General features: G+C 73.2%; 14 protein-coding genes. 3 read left to right on the forward strand and 11 right to left on the reverse strand.

Translation table 11 applies throughout. From position 1 onward, the window contains the following. Positions 1-644, reverse strand: a 644-nt coding sequence (locus EBO15_RS38915; protein WP_158628478.1) for a helix-turn-helix transcriptional regulator, incomplete at its 3' end; no start/stop codon positions are given. Between the two features lie 210 nt (positions 645-854). Here EBO15_RS38915 and EBO15_RS38920 point away from each other — a divergent pair. Next, on the forward strand, positions 855-1,697 hold the full coding sequence (locus tag EBO15_RS38920) for a hypothetical protein (RefSeq protein ID WP_147481856.1): 843 nt from the start codon (positions 855-857) through the stop codon (positions 1,695-1,697). Between the two features lie 347 nt (positions 1,698-2,044). Further along, entirely contained in the window at positions 2,045-3,313 is a 1,269-nt protein-coding gene (locus tag EBO15_RS38930) for an APC family permease (protein WP_122199487.1), read from the forward strand. Positions 3,314-3,382: 69 nt separating this feature from the next. On the opposite strand, the gene EBO15_RS38935 is transcribed toward EBO15_RS38930, so the two are convergent. The 9 genes from EBO15_RS38935 to EBO15_RS44715 all read right to left on the reverse strand — a co-directional run bounded on the left by EBO15_RS38935 (position 3,383) and on the right by EBO15_RS44715 (position 13,987). Beyond that, on the reverse strand, positions 3,383-3,748 hold the full coding sequence (locus tag EBO15_RS38935) for a hypothetical protein (RefSeq protein WP_122199488.1): 366 nt from the start codon (positions 3,746-3,748) through the stop codon (positions 3,383-3,385). Positions 3,749-3,776: 28 nt separating this feature from the next. Then, positions 3,777-6,617, reverse strand: a complete 2,841-nt coding sequence (locus EBO15_RS38940; RefSeq protein WP_122199489.1) for a stealth conserved region 3 domain-containing protein — start codon at positions 6,615-6,617, stop codon at positions 3,777-3,779. Continuing rightward, positions 6,614-7,678, reverse strand: coding sequence for a hypothetical protein (locus tag EBO15_RS38945; protein WP_122199490.1), 1,065 nt, complete (start codon positions 7,676-7,678; stop codon positions 6,614-6,616). The genes EBO15_RS38940 and EBO15_RS38945 overlap by 4 nt, the downstream gene beginning before the upstream one ends. 19 nt (positions 7,679-7,697) lie before the next feature. Next, the gene (locus tag EBO15_RS38950) at positions 7,698-9,902 is read right to left on the reverse strand and encodes a PIG-L family deacetylase (protein WP_122199491.1); all 2,205 of its coding nucleotides are present in this window, start codon (positions 9,900-9,902) and stop codon (positions 7,698-7,700) included. After that, positions 9,899-11,497, reverse strand: coding sequence for a stealth family protein (locus EBO15_RS46960; RefSeq protein WP_158628479.1), 1,599 nt, complete (start codon positions 11,495-11,497; stop codon positions 9,899-9,901). The genes EBO15_RS38950 and EBO15_RS46960 overlap by 4 nt, the downstream gene beginning before the upstream one ends. A 109-nt stretch (positions 11,498-11,606) precedes the next feature. Next, positions 11,607-11,885, reverse strand: coding sequence for a hypothetical protein (locus tag EBO15_RS43915; protein ID WP_147481857.1), 279 nt, complete (start codon positions 11,883-11,885; stop codon positions 11,607-11,609). Beyond that, positions 11,882-12,616 (reverse strand): ferritin family protein, encoded by a 735-nt coding sequence (locus tag EBO15_RS38965; RefSeq protein WP_122199494.1) that lies wholly within the window; start codon positions 12,614-12,616, stop codon positions 11,882-11,884. The genes EBO15_RS43915 and EBO15_RS38965 overlap by 4 nt, the downstream gene beginning before the upstream one ends. A gap of 99 nt (positions 12,617-12,715) precedes the next feature. Beyond that, positions 12,716-13,264 carry an anthrone oxygenase family protein gene (locus EBO15_RS38970; protein WP_122199495.1) on the reverse strand — a complete coding sequence of 183 codons (549 nt, stop codon included), beginning with the start codon at positions 13,262-13,264 and terminating at the stop codon, positions 12,716-12,718. 3 nt (positions 13,265-13,267) lie between these two features. After that, positions 13,268-13,987, reverse strand: a complete 720-nt coding sequence (locus tag EBO15_RS44715) for a hypothetical protein (protein WP_158628480.1) — start codon at positions 13,985-13,987, stop codon at positions 13,268-13,270. 124 nt (positions 13,988-14,111) lie between these two features. Between EBO15_RS44715 and EBO15_RS38980 the strand changes: the two genes are divergently transcribed. Beyond that, on the forward strand, positions 14,112-14,960 hold the full coding sequence (locus EBO15_RS38980; RefSeq protein ID WP_233616764.1) for a TetR/AcrR family transcriptional regulator: 849 nt from the start codon (positions 14,112-14,114) through the stop codon (positions 14,958-14,960). 56 nt (positions 14,961-15,016) lie between these two features. Here EBO15_RS38980 and EBO15_RS38985 read toward each other — a convergent pair whose 3' ends face one another. Beyond that, complete coding sequence (locus tag EBO15_RS38985; RefSeq protein WP_147481858.1) at positions 15,017-15,844, reverse strand: hypothetical protein; 828 nt, start codon at positions 15,842-15,844, stop codon at positions 15,017-15,019. Between the last annotated feature and the right edge of the window lie 765 nt (positions 15,845-16,609).

A 16,609-nucleotide genomic window follows, 5' to 3' on the forward strand; every position in this document is an offset into this window, starting at 1 on the left:
GCGCGGGCCCGCGCCGCGCCCGCCCCGTCCCGCCCGAGCGGACCCCGCGTGACCGGCTCGGCCGGCGGCCGCGGAACCGGCACCCGCAACGCCGCCAGCAGCGCGTCCAGGTCCCGCACCCCCACGCCCCGCTCCGACAGGAACGCCGCGCCGATCCGCTCCAGCCGGAACATCCGCGGACCCTCCCGCAACCGGCACCACCCGACCAGGTAGTCGGCGTCGGGGGCCGTGACCAGGCCGTGCGCCTCCACGTCCCGGACCGTCCGCGTCCCCTGCCGGTCGATGTACAGCAGGCGGACGACCCGCCGCGTCCGGACGGCCTCGGCGAGGGTGTCGCGCACCGGCCCCACCAGCGACGCCGCCTCACCGAGCGGCTCGCGCGGCGGCTCGGGCCCCAGCGCGTACCCGCGGCCGCGTTCGTGCCGCACCCGCAGGCCCCCGCCGGTCAGCAGCTCCATGTCCCGGCGGACGGTCCGCGCGCTGACGCCGAGCCTGCGCGCCAGGTCACCGGCCTCCACCGCGTCCGGCGACGCCCGCCGCAACTCCGCCACCAGCAGCAGCAGCCGGTCGACCCGGTCGACATCGGCCGCCCGGTCCGGCACGTGACGGGGAAGGTCCTCGCGAACTCCTCGGTCGTCTCCCACGCACCCATCGTGACCGCCGGCGTCGGCACTATGCCGCCCGGTGACACCCATGTCCCGCCCGCGCCACCCACCCGAACCGCCCCCACCGGCCCCCGTGCGGTCATACCGGGAGTGCCACCGGAATACGGCAACAACGGGCCGCAGGCAGCATTCGTTGCTGGTCAGGGACGTGTCCGGCCGGTGGTTTGTGGCCAGGCTAGGGTTCCCGACATGGTCGAACATCCGGGCTTTGGTGCCTTGCTGGCACGGCTGCTTCACGGCCGCCGGGCTGACGTCGCCTGGCTGGCGTCGGTGTCCGGCCTCCCGGAGTCCGAGGTGGGCGCGGTGATGAGCGGGGTGGCGCCGTCCCCAGCGCAATTGGAAGGTCTTGCTGCTGGGCTCGGCTTCCACGCCGCCGACCTGTTCGTGATCGCCGGGGTGCCGGTGCCGGAATCGATGGAGCCCTGTGAACGGGCGGCAGGGCACGAACTTCAGCGCCTCGTCAGAACTGCGATGGCGCTGCCCCAAGGCGAGCGGAATCGGATCCGCGAGAAGGCCGACAACCTGCCCCAGCTACCGCACCTCCGTCCGGCCGATCCACCACGGACGTACTACTGCCGGGACGGCAGCGCCGGTTCGATGCTCGTCACCATGCTGTCCGCCAACCGGAACCTGCACTCCCCGGTCGCTGCCGCCATGACCCTGGCGTGGCTGACACGGGGACGCATGTACGTGGATGCCTCGACTCTCCACAGCATCTCCGGGAACCGCACCGATCTGAAGCCGCGCTGGCTGGCCGGGTTCGCAACCGTCCTCGGCATTCCCGCCGCCGATCTGGCCGCCGTCACCGGCATCGACCTGCACGAGCCGCCGCCACCCGACGATCCGCCGGCGGACGACATGGCCGAGTTGCTCTGGGCCTGTCGGCGCCTGACCATCAACCAGATCGACGACCTCCGCCTCGAAGCGAAGACGATGCTCGTCGAAGTCCCTGCCGGTGCTTCCGATGAGGACTGGAACCGCGTCTACAGGCAGAGCGACGGAACGTGGTGGGGTGCGCCGAGGCGGCAGTGACCCTGCTCCCGATGTCTCCATCCTCTCAGGACGGATTCCTCGGCACGATCGACGGCGGCCTTCATCTCCGACAGTTCCCGGTTGATGGTGCTCGGGTCGACGACCCGCCGGTCCCCGTCGACCCGAGGTGTGCCTTCACCGCTTCGTCGAAGGACTCGGGCTGATCTCGTCCGAGGGAGATCACTTCGGCGGCGCTCGCGCTCATCTGCTCCGGCCCGCCCTGTTTCCTGCGGCAAATGCGTACACCTCGCGTCGGGGCGGGGTCGTCTGCCCGACATCCCGGCCCTATATCGTGCGCCGATATCGGATTCCGTCATAGCTGTGCGGCCGTGGTCGAGGGGCGAGCGATGGGTGGGACGGCGTCTGCCGGAGCGGGAGAGCTGAAGCGGCACCTGGGCGTGTTCGACGCCGTGGTGATCGGGCTCGGTTCGATGATCGGCGCGGGGATCTTCGCCGCACTCGCACCGGCCGCGTCGGCTGCCGGGTCCGGTCTGCTGCTGGGCCTGGCGCTGGCCGCGGTGGTGGCGTACTGCAACGCCACCTCTTCCGCCCGGCTGGCCGCCCGCTACCCGCAGTCGGGGGGCACCTACGTCTATGGCCGCGAGCGGCTCGGTGACTTCTGGGGCTACCTGGCCGGCTGGGGTTTTGTGGTCGGCAAGACCGCCTCCTGCGCGGCGATGGCCCTGACCGTGGGCGCGTACGCATGGCCGGGACGGGCGCACGCCGTCGCGGTCGGCGCGGTGGTGGCGCTGACCGCGGTGAACTACGTCGGCGTGCAGAAGTCCGCGTGGCTGACGCGCGGGATCGTCGCGGTCGTCCTCGCGGTGCTCGCCGCCGTGGTCACCGCCTGCCTGACCGGTGGCACGGCGCAGGCCGCGCACCTGGACGCCGGCGCGGACATCACCTTCGGCGGCGTGCTCCAGGCGGCCGGGCTGCTGTTCTTCGCGTTCGCCGGGTACGCGCGCATCGCCACCCTCGGCGAGGAGGTCCGCGACCCGAAACGGACGATCCCCCGCGCCATCCCCGTCGCGCTCGGCATCGCGCTGGTCGTCTACGCGGCCGTCGCCGCCTGCGTGCTCGCGGTGCTCGGGCCTGACCTGCTCGCCCACACCGCCGCCCCGCTCGCCGAGGCCGTGCGCGCCGCCGGTGTCCCGGGCCTGGCCCCGGTGGTGCGCGTCGGGGCGGCCGTCGCCGCGACCGGGTCGCTGCTCGCGCTGATCCTCGGGGTCTCACGCACCACCCTGGCGATGGCGCGCGACCGGCACCTGCCGCATGTCCTGGCCGCCGTCCACCCGAGGTTCAAGGTGCCTCACCGTGCCGAACTCGCGGTCGGCGCGGTGGTCGCCGTTCTGGCCGCGACCACCGATGTGCGCGGCGCGATCGGCTTCTCCTCCTTCGGCGTGCTGGCCTACTACGCCATCGCCAACGCCTCCGCCTGGACGCTCACTCCTGCCGAGGGCCGCCCCGCGCGGATCGTCCCCATCGTCGGCACGGCGGGCTGCCTGGTCCTGGCCTTCGCCCTGCCGCTCGCCTCGGTGCTGTGGGGCGCCGGGGTGATCGCGGCCGGCGCCGCCGTCTACGGCCTGCGCAAGGCCCTGGAACAACGGGGCGCCTGAGCGGTCGTGGGGCGCGGTCTTGAGGCGGCCTTCCCGTCCCGCGTCCGGCACACCGGCGGCGCCATCACCTCACAGCTCGGGCAGTCGGACCAGCTCAACGGCGTCGGCGGGCTCGGCTCCACCCGCCCGGTCTCGCAAGAGCCCTCGCGCGAACACACCCGTCACCATCGTCACACGGAGCTGCATTTCCTCGGGTGGCACGGACCTGAGGCCCAAGCCGAGGATGGTGCGGAGACCGAGGCCGAGTTCATGCTCGACCTGATCGAGCGGTTCCAAGACGCGGCCCACTCCGACGACCTGGACGACCGGTCTCCGCTGGCCAGGCAGGTGCTGCGGCTCAGGGCCCGCTACGAACAGCTCACGGACTCCGAACGCGACGATGGAGTCACCTTCGAACAACTCGGCATCGACTTCGTCCTCGTCGACGAAGCCCACGCCTTCAAGGCGCTGCCGCTGCCCTCCCTCATGTCGCAACGCGGAGGCGCCGGTTGCGGGTGCTGGCTTTTTCGAAGGAGCTGGCGATCGGGAAGTAGCTCTCCAGGAAGGCGAAGACGACCTGGCTCTGTTCCTCGGCCGACAGGTCGCCGTGGTGGGTGTCGTTGAGGCAGATCACCTCGTGCCGGCGCTGGGTGAGGATCTGGGTGAGCCTGGGGTGCTGGCCGGCGTCGCCGACGTTGACGTAGGTGCAGCGGATGTCGCCGGGTACGCCGCGTCCGGTGAAGTGGGCGTAGTAGTGGTGCAGCGAGGACGGGATGGAGATGTCGGTGTGCGAGCGGACCTGCGCGGCGGCCGTGCGCGCGACCGCTTCGGGGAACGCGGTGGTGAGGTCGGTCAGGACGTCGCGGCGCAGTGGGTGGGGCGCGTGCAGGAACGCGTGGGTCAGGGTGTGGCCGAACGCCTCCTCGATCAGCACGCGGTTGTTCTTTCCGGCGGCGAAGTTGAAGTCGTCCTCCGGGTCGATCGGGGTGAGCGCGACCGAGGTCGGCGACATGAAGTACTTGGTGGTGCCGCTGGGGTGGAAGAAGCGGTCGGGGCTGACGGGCGTGCCGAGGAAGACGTCGTCGTTGAAGTACAGGAAGTGCTCCGACAGGCTCTCGATGTTGTGGATCTGGGACTCGATCGCGTGGCTGTTGAAGCTGGGCAGCCGTCCGCGGTCGCCGAAGATCTCACTGTGGTCCACGACGTGGATCCTCGGGTGGCCGGTGTCGAGCCAGGCGGGGACCTGCCGGTCGGTGACCAGGTGGATCGTGCGGATCCAGGGCGCGAACATCTCCAGGCTGCGCAGCGAGTAGCGCAGTTCGTCGCGGGAGCGGAAGCGGGCCTCCGAACCCGCGGCCTCGACGGGCGGGCGTCCCATCGCGGTGAACGCCTCGTCGCGGCGGGCCCGCCAGGCGGGGTCGTCCCCGTCGACCCAGGTGTAGACGACGTCGATCGGGAAGGTGAGGTCGGCGACCAGGGTGCGGTCGAGGGCGGACACCGAGGGGTGGGTGCGGTCGCCGATGGTGACGCGGCCGACGCCCGCCAGCACGGCCTTGGGGACGGTGTCGCCGATCAGGGTCCGGCGCAGCGGGACGAGGTCGCCGCCGTCCGGGTCCTCGGTCCAGAACTCCAGGTCGCAACCGTAGGCGGCGCCGTAGCTGAGGGTGCGGGAGGCCGACACGACGGGCTGGAAGATGCGCAGCCCGGCGATGTCGATGTCGTCGGTCAGGTCGGCGACCAGGGTCGTCCGGCCGGTGCGTCCGCCGGGATGCATCCGGTCGGCGTAGACGGGCCGGTCGGCGAAGGCGGCGGTCAGCGCGTCGATGGCGGCGGCCCGCTTCTCGGCGCTGGTGACGACGCGGTGCCGGGGGCCGGGGTCGCGGAGGACCTGGTAGGCGATCCCGGCGTCCTCCAGCGCGTCGGCCACCAGCCCCAGGTTGGCCTGGGCGATGTCGCCGGGCATCAGGTCGCCCGCGACGCGGCACAGGCGTCCGCCGAACCGGACCAGCCCGGTGTCCTGGGCGGCCAGCGTGGTCTCGCGGCGGGCGGACGGTCCGTCCAGCCGGGTCGTGGGGGCCGGGACGGCGGGTGCGAAGCCCGAGCCGCCGGTGCGCACGCCCCAGGCGGCGAGCCGGTCGATCTTGCCGGACGACCGGGCGGGGGCGTCGCGGCCGGCCAGCAGCCGGTGGTACAGGTCGTCCCACCGGCCCATGATCAGGTCGATGTCGTACTCGGCGGCCTGGCGCAGCGCGGCGGCGCCGAAGTCCTTCAGCGTGTCCGGGTGGTCGATCAGCTTGAGCAGCGCGGCGGCCAGGCCGTCGATGTCGTCCTGGGCGACCAGGAACCCGTTGACGCCGTCGGTGATGATCTCGGCGGGGCCGGTCTGGCAGTCGTAGCTGACCGCCGGGACCCCGGCGGCGAACGCCTCGCCCAGCACCAGCGGGAACGCCTCGCCGTCGCGGGAGGTGAGCAGGCAGATCGACGACTTGGCCCACTCCTCGGCCATGCGCCCGGTCGGGCCGAGCAGCTGGACGTTGTCGTGCAGCCCGAGCGCGTTGACCAGGCGGCGCAGCGCGGTCGCCTGCGGACCGTCGCCGAACACCCGCAGCACCCAGTCCGGGTGGGTCTCGACGACCTGGGCGAACGCGCGGATCGCGTGGTCGACCTGCTTGTCGGGCACCAGCCGCCGCGCCATGGTGACCGCCTTGGCCGACAGCGACGAGCGCGGCCGGAACCCGGCGGGGACGGGGTTGACGATCACCTCGAGCAGGGGCGCGCAGTCGGTCAGGGACTCGGCGAACCATTCGCGGGTGCGTTCGGTCAGCACCACGAGGGCGTCCAGACGCGGCGCGTACCGGAACAGCGGTTCGCCGGTGCCGCCGCGGATCTGCGACGGCCGGTGCTCCTGGTGGACGGTCAGGACCCGCGCGGGCGGCAGGGTGGTGGTCACCGCCATCAGCGCGGGTGAGGTGGACACCAGCACGTCGGTGTCCAGCTCGCGCAGGATGTGCTCGATCTCCATGTCCGACAGCCGGTGGAACGCCTTCTCCCAGCGCGGTTCGATCAGCCGGGACGGCGCGGCGGCCAGGGCGCGGCAGACCTCGTCGCTCATGCCGCTGTCGCGGACCGGGCGCGGCACCGGCCCGGTCTCGTCCACCAGGTAGCGGACCGGGATCGTGGTGTCGAAGAACCGCTCGGCGCTGGTCCGGAAGACGCTGATGATCTCCACGTCGTGCCGCGCGGCGAGGAACTCGGCCTGGGTGTAGACGGCGCGCTCGGTGCCGCCCATGGCGTCGGCCCAGGTGAGCATGAACGTGATCTTCACGAGGAAACCTCCGGGGACGCGGCGGGGGCGCTGGTCGGGACGGGCGCGCAGGCCAGGACCAGATCGCCGGAGCCGGTGTAGTAGGGGCGGACGCGCAGCAGCGCGTCCGGGGAGACGGCCAGCATCCGCTGCGCCACGCGCAGGGTGCGGCGCGGGTCGCGCACGTCGTGCAGGCGGCGGCCGAGCCGCAGCGGACGCTCACCGGACGGTTCGGCGAACAGGTGCCACAGCCGTTCCCGGCCGCCGCCGCCGGAGGCCATCTGCCCCAGCGGCGCGGTGACGCGGAAGCCCGGGCCGCGCGCGCCGGGACGTTCGACCGGTGTGGCGGCGACGGAGTGCGCGGACGCGGAGCCGCCCGCCTTGCCGCGCGCCTGGAAACGCACCGCGGCCTGTGCGGTGGCCGACGCTCCGACCAGTTCGAAGTCGACGGCGATCCGGGCGAAGGTGAGATCCAGACCGACGATCTCGGCGGACGGCTCGGGGTCGGAGACCCGCAGCAGGCACATCCCGGTCGTTGAGGTCTCGGGGACGAACCGCATCCCCGACAGGGGGCACGGCGGTGTCAGCGTGGTCGGGCCGTCCCAGGCGCCGAGGACGCGCGCGCCGCCGAGCAGGGTGAAGGCGCGTTCACCGGCGGCGGTGTGCACCTGGAGGCCGATCCGCCAACCGCCGCGTCCCAGCCGCACGCCGCCGGTGGCCTCGCCCAGCGGCACGGTCGCGGTCAGCTCCCCGGCGACCACCGGGTCGACGGGCGCGCGAAGACGCTGGCCCGCGCGGGCGAACACCAGCTCGGCCGGGCCGTCCACCGCTTCGGGGAGCCGGGCGTGCAGGTTGAGGGTGCAGCCGTCCAGGACCGCGAAGTAGGACACCTCGGCCGACGGCCCGGAGGCGACCACCTTGGCCAGCCCGCTGCGCGCGACGGCCACCCGGACCGCGTCGTCGGTCTCACGGCGGATGCGCCGCTGCGCGGCCACCGTACGGACCTCGGCCTCCTCGCGCAGGCGCTGGGCGAACCAGCCCGGATCGCTGCGCGCCATGCGCCAGTACCGCGACGCGTTCATCGCTTGTCGTCTCCCGCTCTCATCTCTCACCGGGCACGCGTGCGCCCACGGTCTGCCACTGCCATCGGGCGGCATCTGCTCCGGAACCGGAGGGGGTGTAGGGGCGGGTCACTTGGAGCCGCCCCAACGGGTCCAGCACGGCCGTGACGGCTCTGCCCCGTCCGTCCACCACCGTGGCGGGGGCATGCATGAACAGGCCCGGCGCGCTTTGCCAGCGGACTCCGCCCGCCGAGGCGCCCACGCCACCGGACGCGTCCCGTCCGACCAGCAGCAGACCACCTCCAGTGGCTCCGGCCCGCCCCGCCCCTTCAGCCCGCCCCGCCGCTCCGGTCGGCCCCGCCGCTTCCGCCGGGGCCACCGCTTCAGCCGAGCCCACCGCACCGACCGGGCCGAACCCGCCCGGGCCGGGCAGGGTCTCGGGTCGGTGCGGCCACGCTCCGTCCGGAGCCTGCTGCCGGAACACCAGCGTGCCGGGCCCTCCGACCTGCCGCGCGACGAGGCTCAGCCGCCCCTGCCCGTCGCGAGCCATGGTCAGCGGCCCGGCCACGCCCACCTTCGTCGGCATCCAAGCCCCGGGGCCTTCGAGCGGACGCCCGGGGGCGGGTTGGCGCCAGTGCCACAGGCCCGGCGTGCCCGGTGGCCTGTTCCATCGCCATTTGGCCCAGGCCGGGATCGCGGCACCGAATACCTCGATGCGTCCCGAAGCGTCGGTTCCTGCGGTCAATCCGTCCTGGACGCGCTTGCCGCCGAGGTCGGTCCACGGCCCGAAGGTCTGGTCGGCGTTCTGGTACCGGACGCTGACGCCCTGACCGGCGTTGCGGCTGAACACCGCGATCCGACCGGCGCCGTCCACGGCCGTCACCGGAGAGCCCGCGTCGTGCTCGCGCACCACGGTGGATCCGGCGGGGTTGCCCAGGTCGAGCCAGTCACCGAACGGCCCGTCGGGGCGGTCCTGCCGCGCGTACATGATCCGGTAGCGGGGCCGGGTCAGCGCGGTGGTCCGCAGCACGCGCAGCCCGAACACCGCCAGACGGCCGTCCGGCAGCCGCGCCACGTCAAGGTCGGACACGAAGCCGGGATCCGGCATCGGCACGCCCGGACGCCATCCGCCGCCCGGCCGGTCCTGCTCCCAGCGCATCACCCGGTCGCTGACCACCGCGAACGCCACCAGCCGTCCATCGGCCTGCGGCTGCATCCAACGGGTGGAACCGGGGTAGCGGGGGTGGGTGCTCTGCGGCCAGCCGTTGCGGTCGCCGGAGTTCCCGGTTTGCAGGTCGCCGCATCCGCCGGGATCCCGGCAGGGGAATCGGCCCTTGTCGGCCCACCCGTAGGTACGGATGAACGACATCTTCTCCTCGAACGCCTTGGGGCCGAGGTTGGCCGGCCAGTGCCGGTTGTAGTAGCCCCGGTAGTACTCCGTCACCACCGGCCCGGACACCTGTTTCTGGTAGCGCCGCGCGGCCTCTCGCGTCATCAGCGCCGTGGCGGTGTGGTCGGGATGGTCGATGCGATGCTCGAAACCCTTGGAGTCGGTGCCACGCTCCGGGTCCGGATCCAGGGTGCGGATCACGGACGGGTGGAACCGCCGCATCAGCTCGTCCAACTGCGCGATCAGCGCGGCCCGCGTGTACGACACCGACCCGCTCACCGGGCTGCCGAGGGCCGGACGGGTCCGCAGCCGTCCGACCCCGCCCTCCCACAACCCCATCAACCGCTGCATCGTGCCGCCGGGGCCGCGCCAGTTGCCGGTGTTGAGGAACACCAGCCGCACGTTCGGCCGCTCGGCCAGGGTGTCGGACTCGACCGGCCCGTCCTTGGCGGGCAGGACGCCGCGCGTCCACGCCGCGTTCGGGTCCCCGGTCGCCATCTGCGCGTAGGCGCGCCGCAGCCCGGCGTGCCGCGCCGCGATGTAGGCCGGGTAGTCGACGGGGACCCGGGGCTGCCCTCGGGCGCCGTTCCGGCCGTTGGCCTCTCCCGCGGTGACGTAGACCGTGCTCACCGGCGCCCCCGACCGCACCGCCTGGACCAGGTCGGGGTCGATGAAGTACAGATCGTCGTCCGGATGGGCGACGACCTGCATGAACGCGACCGAGGACGGCCCGGCGAGCCGCGTCGCGCCGGTCGTGTGGCGAGCGTCCACCCCCTGGACCACCACCACGCCCGACAGGAGCAGCAGGACGACACCGATCACGGCCTGCGCCCGTATCGGAAGGGACAGCCTCATTCGTCCGATCCGACCTCGTACGGGCTTGGCATCGGGAAGTACGCCTGCAGGAACCGCTCGACCAACTCGTGCTGCCGCGCCGTCTCCTCCGCGTCGAACTCGGTGTCGTTGATGCAGAAGCACTCGTACGGCCGCTGCTCCAACGCCGTGTCCAGCCGCTCGGCGGCCTCCGGGGAGGCCAGGTTGATGTACCGGTACGTCATGTCGGCCTCGACCGCCCGGCCGGTGAAGAAGCTGTAGTAGTGGTACAGCGACGACGGGATCGCCACGTCGTCCGGGTGCCGGAACTGGTGGGCGGCGGTCTCGGCGCTCTCGGCGGCGAACTGGTGCTCGATCTCCGACAGGACGCTGCGCCGCAGCGCGTGCGGGGTGTGCTTGATCCGCGCCAGCGGCACCCCGCCGAAGGTCCGCTCGATCAGCCGCCGGGTGTTCTTGCCCGCCGCCGTCGCCGGCAGGTCGGCCGCCGACCGGTCACGCAGGTCCACCCGTTTGCTGGACGGGAAGAACTTGCCGGTCCCGTTCGGGTGGAAGAACGAGTTCGGAACCAGCGGGCGTCCGAGGAACACGTCGTCGTTGAAGTACAGGAAGTACTCCGACAACCCCTCGATGTGGTGGAGCTGCGACTCGATCGCGTGGGAGTTGAACGTCGGCAGCAGGCCGCGGGGGCCGAAGATCTCCTTGTGGTCCACCACCGTGATCTTCGGATGGGCGGTGTTCAGCCAGGGCGGCACCTGCGCGTCGGTGACGATGTAGATGTGCCGCACCCACGGCGCGTACAGGGCGAGGCTGCGCAGCGAGTACCGGAGTTCGTCGCGGCTGATGTACCTGGACTCGTTGGCCGCCTGCTCGTGCAGCGTCTCGCCGGTGGCCCGCTCGTGGGCCGCGTCGCGGCGGGTCCGCCACGCCGGGTCGCCGCCGTCCACCCACGTGTAGACCACGTCGATGGGGAACGGGACCTCGTCCACCACCGGCAAGAGGAAGTCGGCCCGGGTGGGATAGCGCGCCTCGGTGTCGTCCCTGTTCGCCATCAGGGTCAGCACGGGCGCGGAGACGTAGGTGATCTCGCCTTCGGGGGGCAGCACGTCGGTGATGCGGTTGGCGCGCGGGGCCGTCAGCTCTCCGTCCTTCGACTCCCAGAACTCGACCACGCAACCGTGCTCGGGCCCGAGGACCATCCGCCCGTCCGGCGCGCAGTAGTTCCGCGAGATGCGGAACGCCTTGCGCGCGCCCAGCCGCTCCCAAGCCTCCCGCTTGCTGGTGGACTTGCTGCCGTCCGGGTCGTTCACGGGGCCGATCTGCGCGTACACCTCCGCGGCGGCCGCGGCCAGCGCCTCCGCGGCCGTCTTCTGGTGGGCCTTCGGCACGGCGACGCCCGAGGCCCGGAAGTCCACGGGCCGCAGGCAGAAGAACGGCACCGACGCCGCCGACAACACCGAGCAGACGAACTCCAGCGTCTCCCGCCATGCCTGCATCGGAGAGGGGTCTTCCCGCACCCCGACCACCCGCAGACGCCCGTTCACCGGTAGCAGCAGGTATCCGTCGGGCAGACGGTGGTGACGACGCTGGAACAGCGAGTTGGAGACCCGCAACCGCATCTCCGGCGACACCAACGCCCCGAGCCGCTGTTTGGCCGACTTCCCCGACCCGCGCGGCGAAGACCTCTGAGCTTCACTCCCCGATGCGCTTCCCGGGCGCCCGATGTCCTCAGTCACGGACACGCGGAACCCTCTTCCACGACGCCGCCTTGTGCGCGTCATGGATCGCGTTGTCGCAAGCCCCCTCGACGAGCAGGGGCGTGAAACGGCTGCTGGTGCCCTTCTCAGGGTCGGAGAACTCGTCGTGGTTCTCGGGCGTGCCCGCCGACCTGACGCAGGCCCTCTCCTTGGTGGCGTCGGCGGGGCCTCTGGGCGAGCACAACTTCACCCAGGACGGCTTGGCCGTGTCGGCGCCCGACGCCGCGGCCGGCTTCTTATAGAGGGTCATACCCCTACTTGCCCGCTGGCGAGGATGCGTTCGCGTTCATCCCGATTGTCCCGCCGCACCCCACGATCAACACCTCCACCACCGGAGCCGGCGGGCGGAGGCCGCTCATCGAGCGTCGGATCTTCCGCGCGTGTCGACGGCTGAGTCCCCGGGCCGTCGGGCTCGGGGACTGGAAGGGAAAGGGGGCAGCGGCCGAGGTCGCGGTGGGTGAAGCGCCAGGTGCCGAGGGCGAGCAGGAGGAGCGTCGCGCCGGTCATGGCCAGGATCGGGGCGGGGTCGAAGCCGCTGGTGAGGGGGTGGGTGCCGATGTAGTAGTGGAAGGGGGTGGCGTAGCGCAGGGCACCGGCGCCGATGTGCGGGGCGAATCCGTTGAGGGCGTAGGTCGCGACGCCGATGGCGGCGGTGATGCCGAAGACCGTGGCGCGGGGCTGCCCGGTCGCGGCACCCAGTGCGGTCAGGCGGGCGGCGTTGTCGTCGCCGTCCTGCCGGGCCTGGGCGGCGAAGCGCGGGTACAGGCGCGTCGCCTCCTCCAGCTCTCCTTTGATGCTGTCGCACAGGTTGGTGATGTCGTCGTGGACGAAGTGGACCAGGCGGGCCTCCTGGGTGAGGTGGTCGTGGAGTTCGGTCGCGGCGGTCTTGGTGAACAGGGCCTGGACCCCGCGCAGACGCTGGCGCCCCGCCTGGGCCGCGTAGAAGCGGTAGTTCGCATGGGCCAGGGCCTCGCCGTGCATGGCGTTGTAAGCGTTGCCGTGGCGGAGCGCGACTCGGACGCTGACGCCGCGCCGGCCGGGGCGAGGGTGGCGATCGCGAGGGCGGTAACGCGGACGCCGTCAGGCGGGGTGGGGTTCGGATGGGGCCCCGGCGGACGTGGCGGCGGACGTCGCGGACGCCGGTGCGTGCTGGCGGGAGTGGGGCAGGCACGCGCCGACCAGCAGCGCGAACGCCAGGCCGGAAAGCAGCGTGCGGACCAGGTGCAGGACGTTCCACGTGTGCTCGAAGGATTCCCGGGCGCGGTGGAAGCCCGCCGCGTCGTGGGTGACAGCGGCGGCCAGGCGTCCGTTGAGGGGGACGTTCCCCGCGACGGTGACGGCGAACGCGGCGAGGCAGCAGACGGCGGCCGCCGCGATCAGCCAGGTGCGGGGGGCCGGGTGCCGCGGTGACGCCAGCGCGAACGCGACGAGCGGCCAGACCACCGAACCGCCGAGCACCAGGAGGAACGGGACGCTCGGGACGGCGTCGTTCAGCCTCCGCATCGCCGTCACGTACTGCTGGTCGTCCAGGTGGGCGAGGCCGCGGGTGATCGCGACGGTGTAGCAGAAGCAGAATCCGGCGAACAGGCCGACCGAGACCGTCGCGAGGATCAGGGGGAGGCGGGCCATCGGTCAGGCCGCCCCGGGTGAGCGGCGGGCGGTCCCGCGGCGGCGCGCGACGGTGACGGCCCCGGCCGTCGCGGCGAGCAGGACGGCGCCGCCGGCGAGCAGGCCGCCGCCGATCCAGGGGAGCGAGGGTTGGGTCGCGGCGGTCTCCACGCGCCCGCCGACGTTCGGTGACCCGTCGGCGTTCATCGCGACGAGGACCCGGTCGCCGCGCTGGTCCGCCGCGTCGAACCGCAGTGTGAGCGTGCCGGCGCCGGTGGCGCGGGCGGTCCAGACCGAGGCGGTGGTGGGTGGCGTCGCGGACGGTGCGCCGGGGTGCTGGGTGAAGGTGACGCCGTTGCCGGTGTTCCTGTGCCCGGTGGTGTAGGCGGCGCCGGACAGGTAGGTGCGCAGGTCGTCCGGCCGGGCCAGGCCGATGAACGCCGGGGCGCCGCCCGAGGAGGGGACCAGGCGGATGCGGACTTCGCGCGCGCTGCCGAACAGGAACGGCTTGGCCTTGCTCCAGTCGTAGGCGTCGCTGATCACGGCCGGGTGGCCCGTGTGGAGGTCGGCGTCGCCGAGGCCGACGTATCCGCCGTGGCCGTTGGCCTTGGCGAGGGCGAGGCCGCCCGCGGCGAGCGCGGCCGCCGAGGCGACGCCGAGGAGGGCGGCGGCGGTGAGGGGCAGTGCGCGGCCGCGGCGCCGTGTCGGCTCGGGGGTGGTCGGGTGGTTCGGGGTTCCGGTCATGGTCTCCTGCGCTCCCGTCGTTTCCCACGGTCCGGGCGAGGGGTGTGGGATAGACTCCGAACAGACTTGGTACTTAAAACTTGGAACTTGAGACATCGTATTTCAAACGGATGGAGGGCGACAAGTGAGCCATGACGCGACGGCCCCCAGCGGCCTCACCCGGCGCCGCCGCCGCCTCTCCGACGAGGAGACCGAGCAGCGGATGCTGACGACCGCGCTCGCGATGGTCAACCAGGCCGGACTGACCGTCAGCCTCGACCACATCAGCTTCGAGGACGTCATCCGCGACGCCGGCGTCGCCCGCAGCGCCGTCTACCGCCGCTGGCCCTACAAGGACCTCTTCTTCAGCGACCTGCTCCGCGAACTCGCCCGCGGGACCGGCCCCGCCGCCGGCAGCGGCGACATCGCCGCGACCGACGCGGTCGCACGCGTCGTGCTCGACCACCTCGACTGGCTCCGCACCCCCGCCCACCGCCGCGCCCTGGCCGCCGAGATCCTCCGGCAGGGCGCCCTGCGCGAGTTCGAGACCTTCCTCGGCTCACCCGAGTGGCGCACCTACCTCGCCCTGCACGCCACCTTCCTCAGCCTCCCCGACGGCGACCTGCGCACCGAGGTGCAGGACGCCCTCACCACCTCCGAACACGCCCTCATCCACCGCGTCGCCGGAACCTACGAACACGTCACCGGCCTGCTCGGGCTCCGCCTGCGCCCCGACCTGGACGCCGGCTTCGACACCGTCGCCAACCTCGCCAGCGCCACCATCCGCGGCCTAGTCGTCATGGCCCCCGCCAACCCCTCCATCGCCACCCGCCGCTTCCAGGCCAACCCCTTCGGCGCACCCGGACCCGCCGAATGGTCACAGCCCGCACTCGGCATCGCCGGCATCGTCATGACCTTCCTCGAGGCCGACCCCGCCATCGACTGGACCGGCGAACGCCTCGAGGACCTCCGCCGCACCCTCACCACAACGTGAGCAGGGCCCGTCCTCCAGCGAGGAGGACGGGCCCTGCCATGGTTCTCAGACGGAGGTCAGGGGGTGACGAGGGAGTCGGCGACCCCCTCGAAATCGGACGCCGACAAGGTCAGCGCTCCCGTGTCACCGATCGCCTGCGTCGCCGCCGCACGGCCGAGATGGCTGGTCGCCGCACGGTCCAGGTACGCCTCCACCAGGCGCGCGCCGGTCACGCGGCCACGCCCGCGCAGCGCCGCCAGATCACGCCGCACCACCGTCCAGGCGTCCTCGCCGATCCGCAGGCGGCGCTCCTCCGCCAGCAGCCGCAGCAGCGCCTCACGCTCACGCGGCCGCGACAGATCCGGCAGCCGCACCGCCCGCAGATCCGTCACCAGCTCCGGCGCGGCCGCCGACAGCTCACCCACCCGCGCCGGCGCGCACGTCCCCACCAGCGCCGTGTCGCTCACGCCCTCGAGCCGGGCGCGCGCCAGCGCCGCCGAGTACCCCGCGCCGCGCGGCTCGTCCAGGACCAGCGCGTCCAGGCCGTCCAGCAGCAGGACGTGACCGGCGTGGCCCGCCAGCAGCTCGCCCAGCCCCTCCGGGCCGTTCGCCGCGACCTCCTCCGCGCGCACCGTGCGGATCTCGCCGCTGCCCGCCTCGACCTCCGCCAGCGCCCGCGCCGCCATCCGCGCCAGCCGCCGCTGCCCGCTCGACGGCTCCCCGATCAGCAGCAGACCCGGCGCCGACGCGCTCGACACCTCCTGGCCGCGCAGCCGCCGCGCCCACTTCCCGCGCCGCCGCACCTCCGTCACCACACGCTCGATGTCGTCCGCCCCGCACAGGAACCGGATCCCGTACGCCTCGGCGACCTGCGGGCCCTGCGGCGGAACCGGGGCCTGCGGCATCGGCGGAGGCGGCTCCGACACCGGCGCCGGAGGCGGCGGCAGCACCGGCTGCGCCGAGGCGTCAGCCGTCGTCGCGTCCGACGCCCACGCCCCGCCCGCACCCGCCAGAGGCGCCGGACCCGGCGACGACGCGTCCGCGGTGGTCGCGTCGAACGCACGGCCGCCCGCACCCGGCGCGGCGGAACGCCCGCGACCCGGATCCAGCTGCGTCGCCTCCGGATCACCAGACCACACCGGAACCCCGCCACCCGGCGGCGGACCCGGGGGAGGACCCGGCGGCGGGGCCGCGGGCCCGGCGGGCGGCATCCGGTACGACGGATCCGCCGTCGTCACCCCCTGCTGAAACCCACCGCCAGCCGGCCCGGCGGCGTTTCCGGCGGCGTTTCCGGCGGAGGGCCCGGACGGCGAAGCCCACCCGCCCGCCTGCGGGTCGGCGGCGCCAGGGTTCAGCGCCGTAGCGGGAGCCGCACCCGGACCGGAGCCGCTCGGGCTCAAAGCGGTCGGAGGCACGGCACCCGGAACGAACGCGCCCCCCGGCATGCCGTCAGCGCCCGGAGGGCTCGGTGCGGGGACGGGAGCGGCAGGTGCCGGGCTGCCGGGGGAGCCGAAGGGTGCCGCACCCGCACCCGCGGACGGGTCGCCGGGCGCGGGGGGCGCGCCGAACGACGCCTCGCTCACCGGTGCCCCACTCTGCGACGACGACGGGTAGGGGGCGGGCGGCGGCGGGGGAGCGGCCGCGTCCGGGACGGCACCCGGAGGCACCGG

The organism is Actinomadura harenae (assembly GCF_003696215.1).
Classification (GTDB): Bacteria; Actinomycetota; Actinomycetes; order Streptosporangiales; family Streptosporangiaceae; genus Spirillospora; species Spirillospora harenae.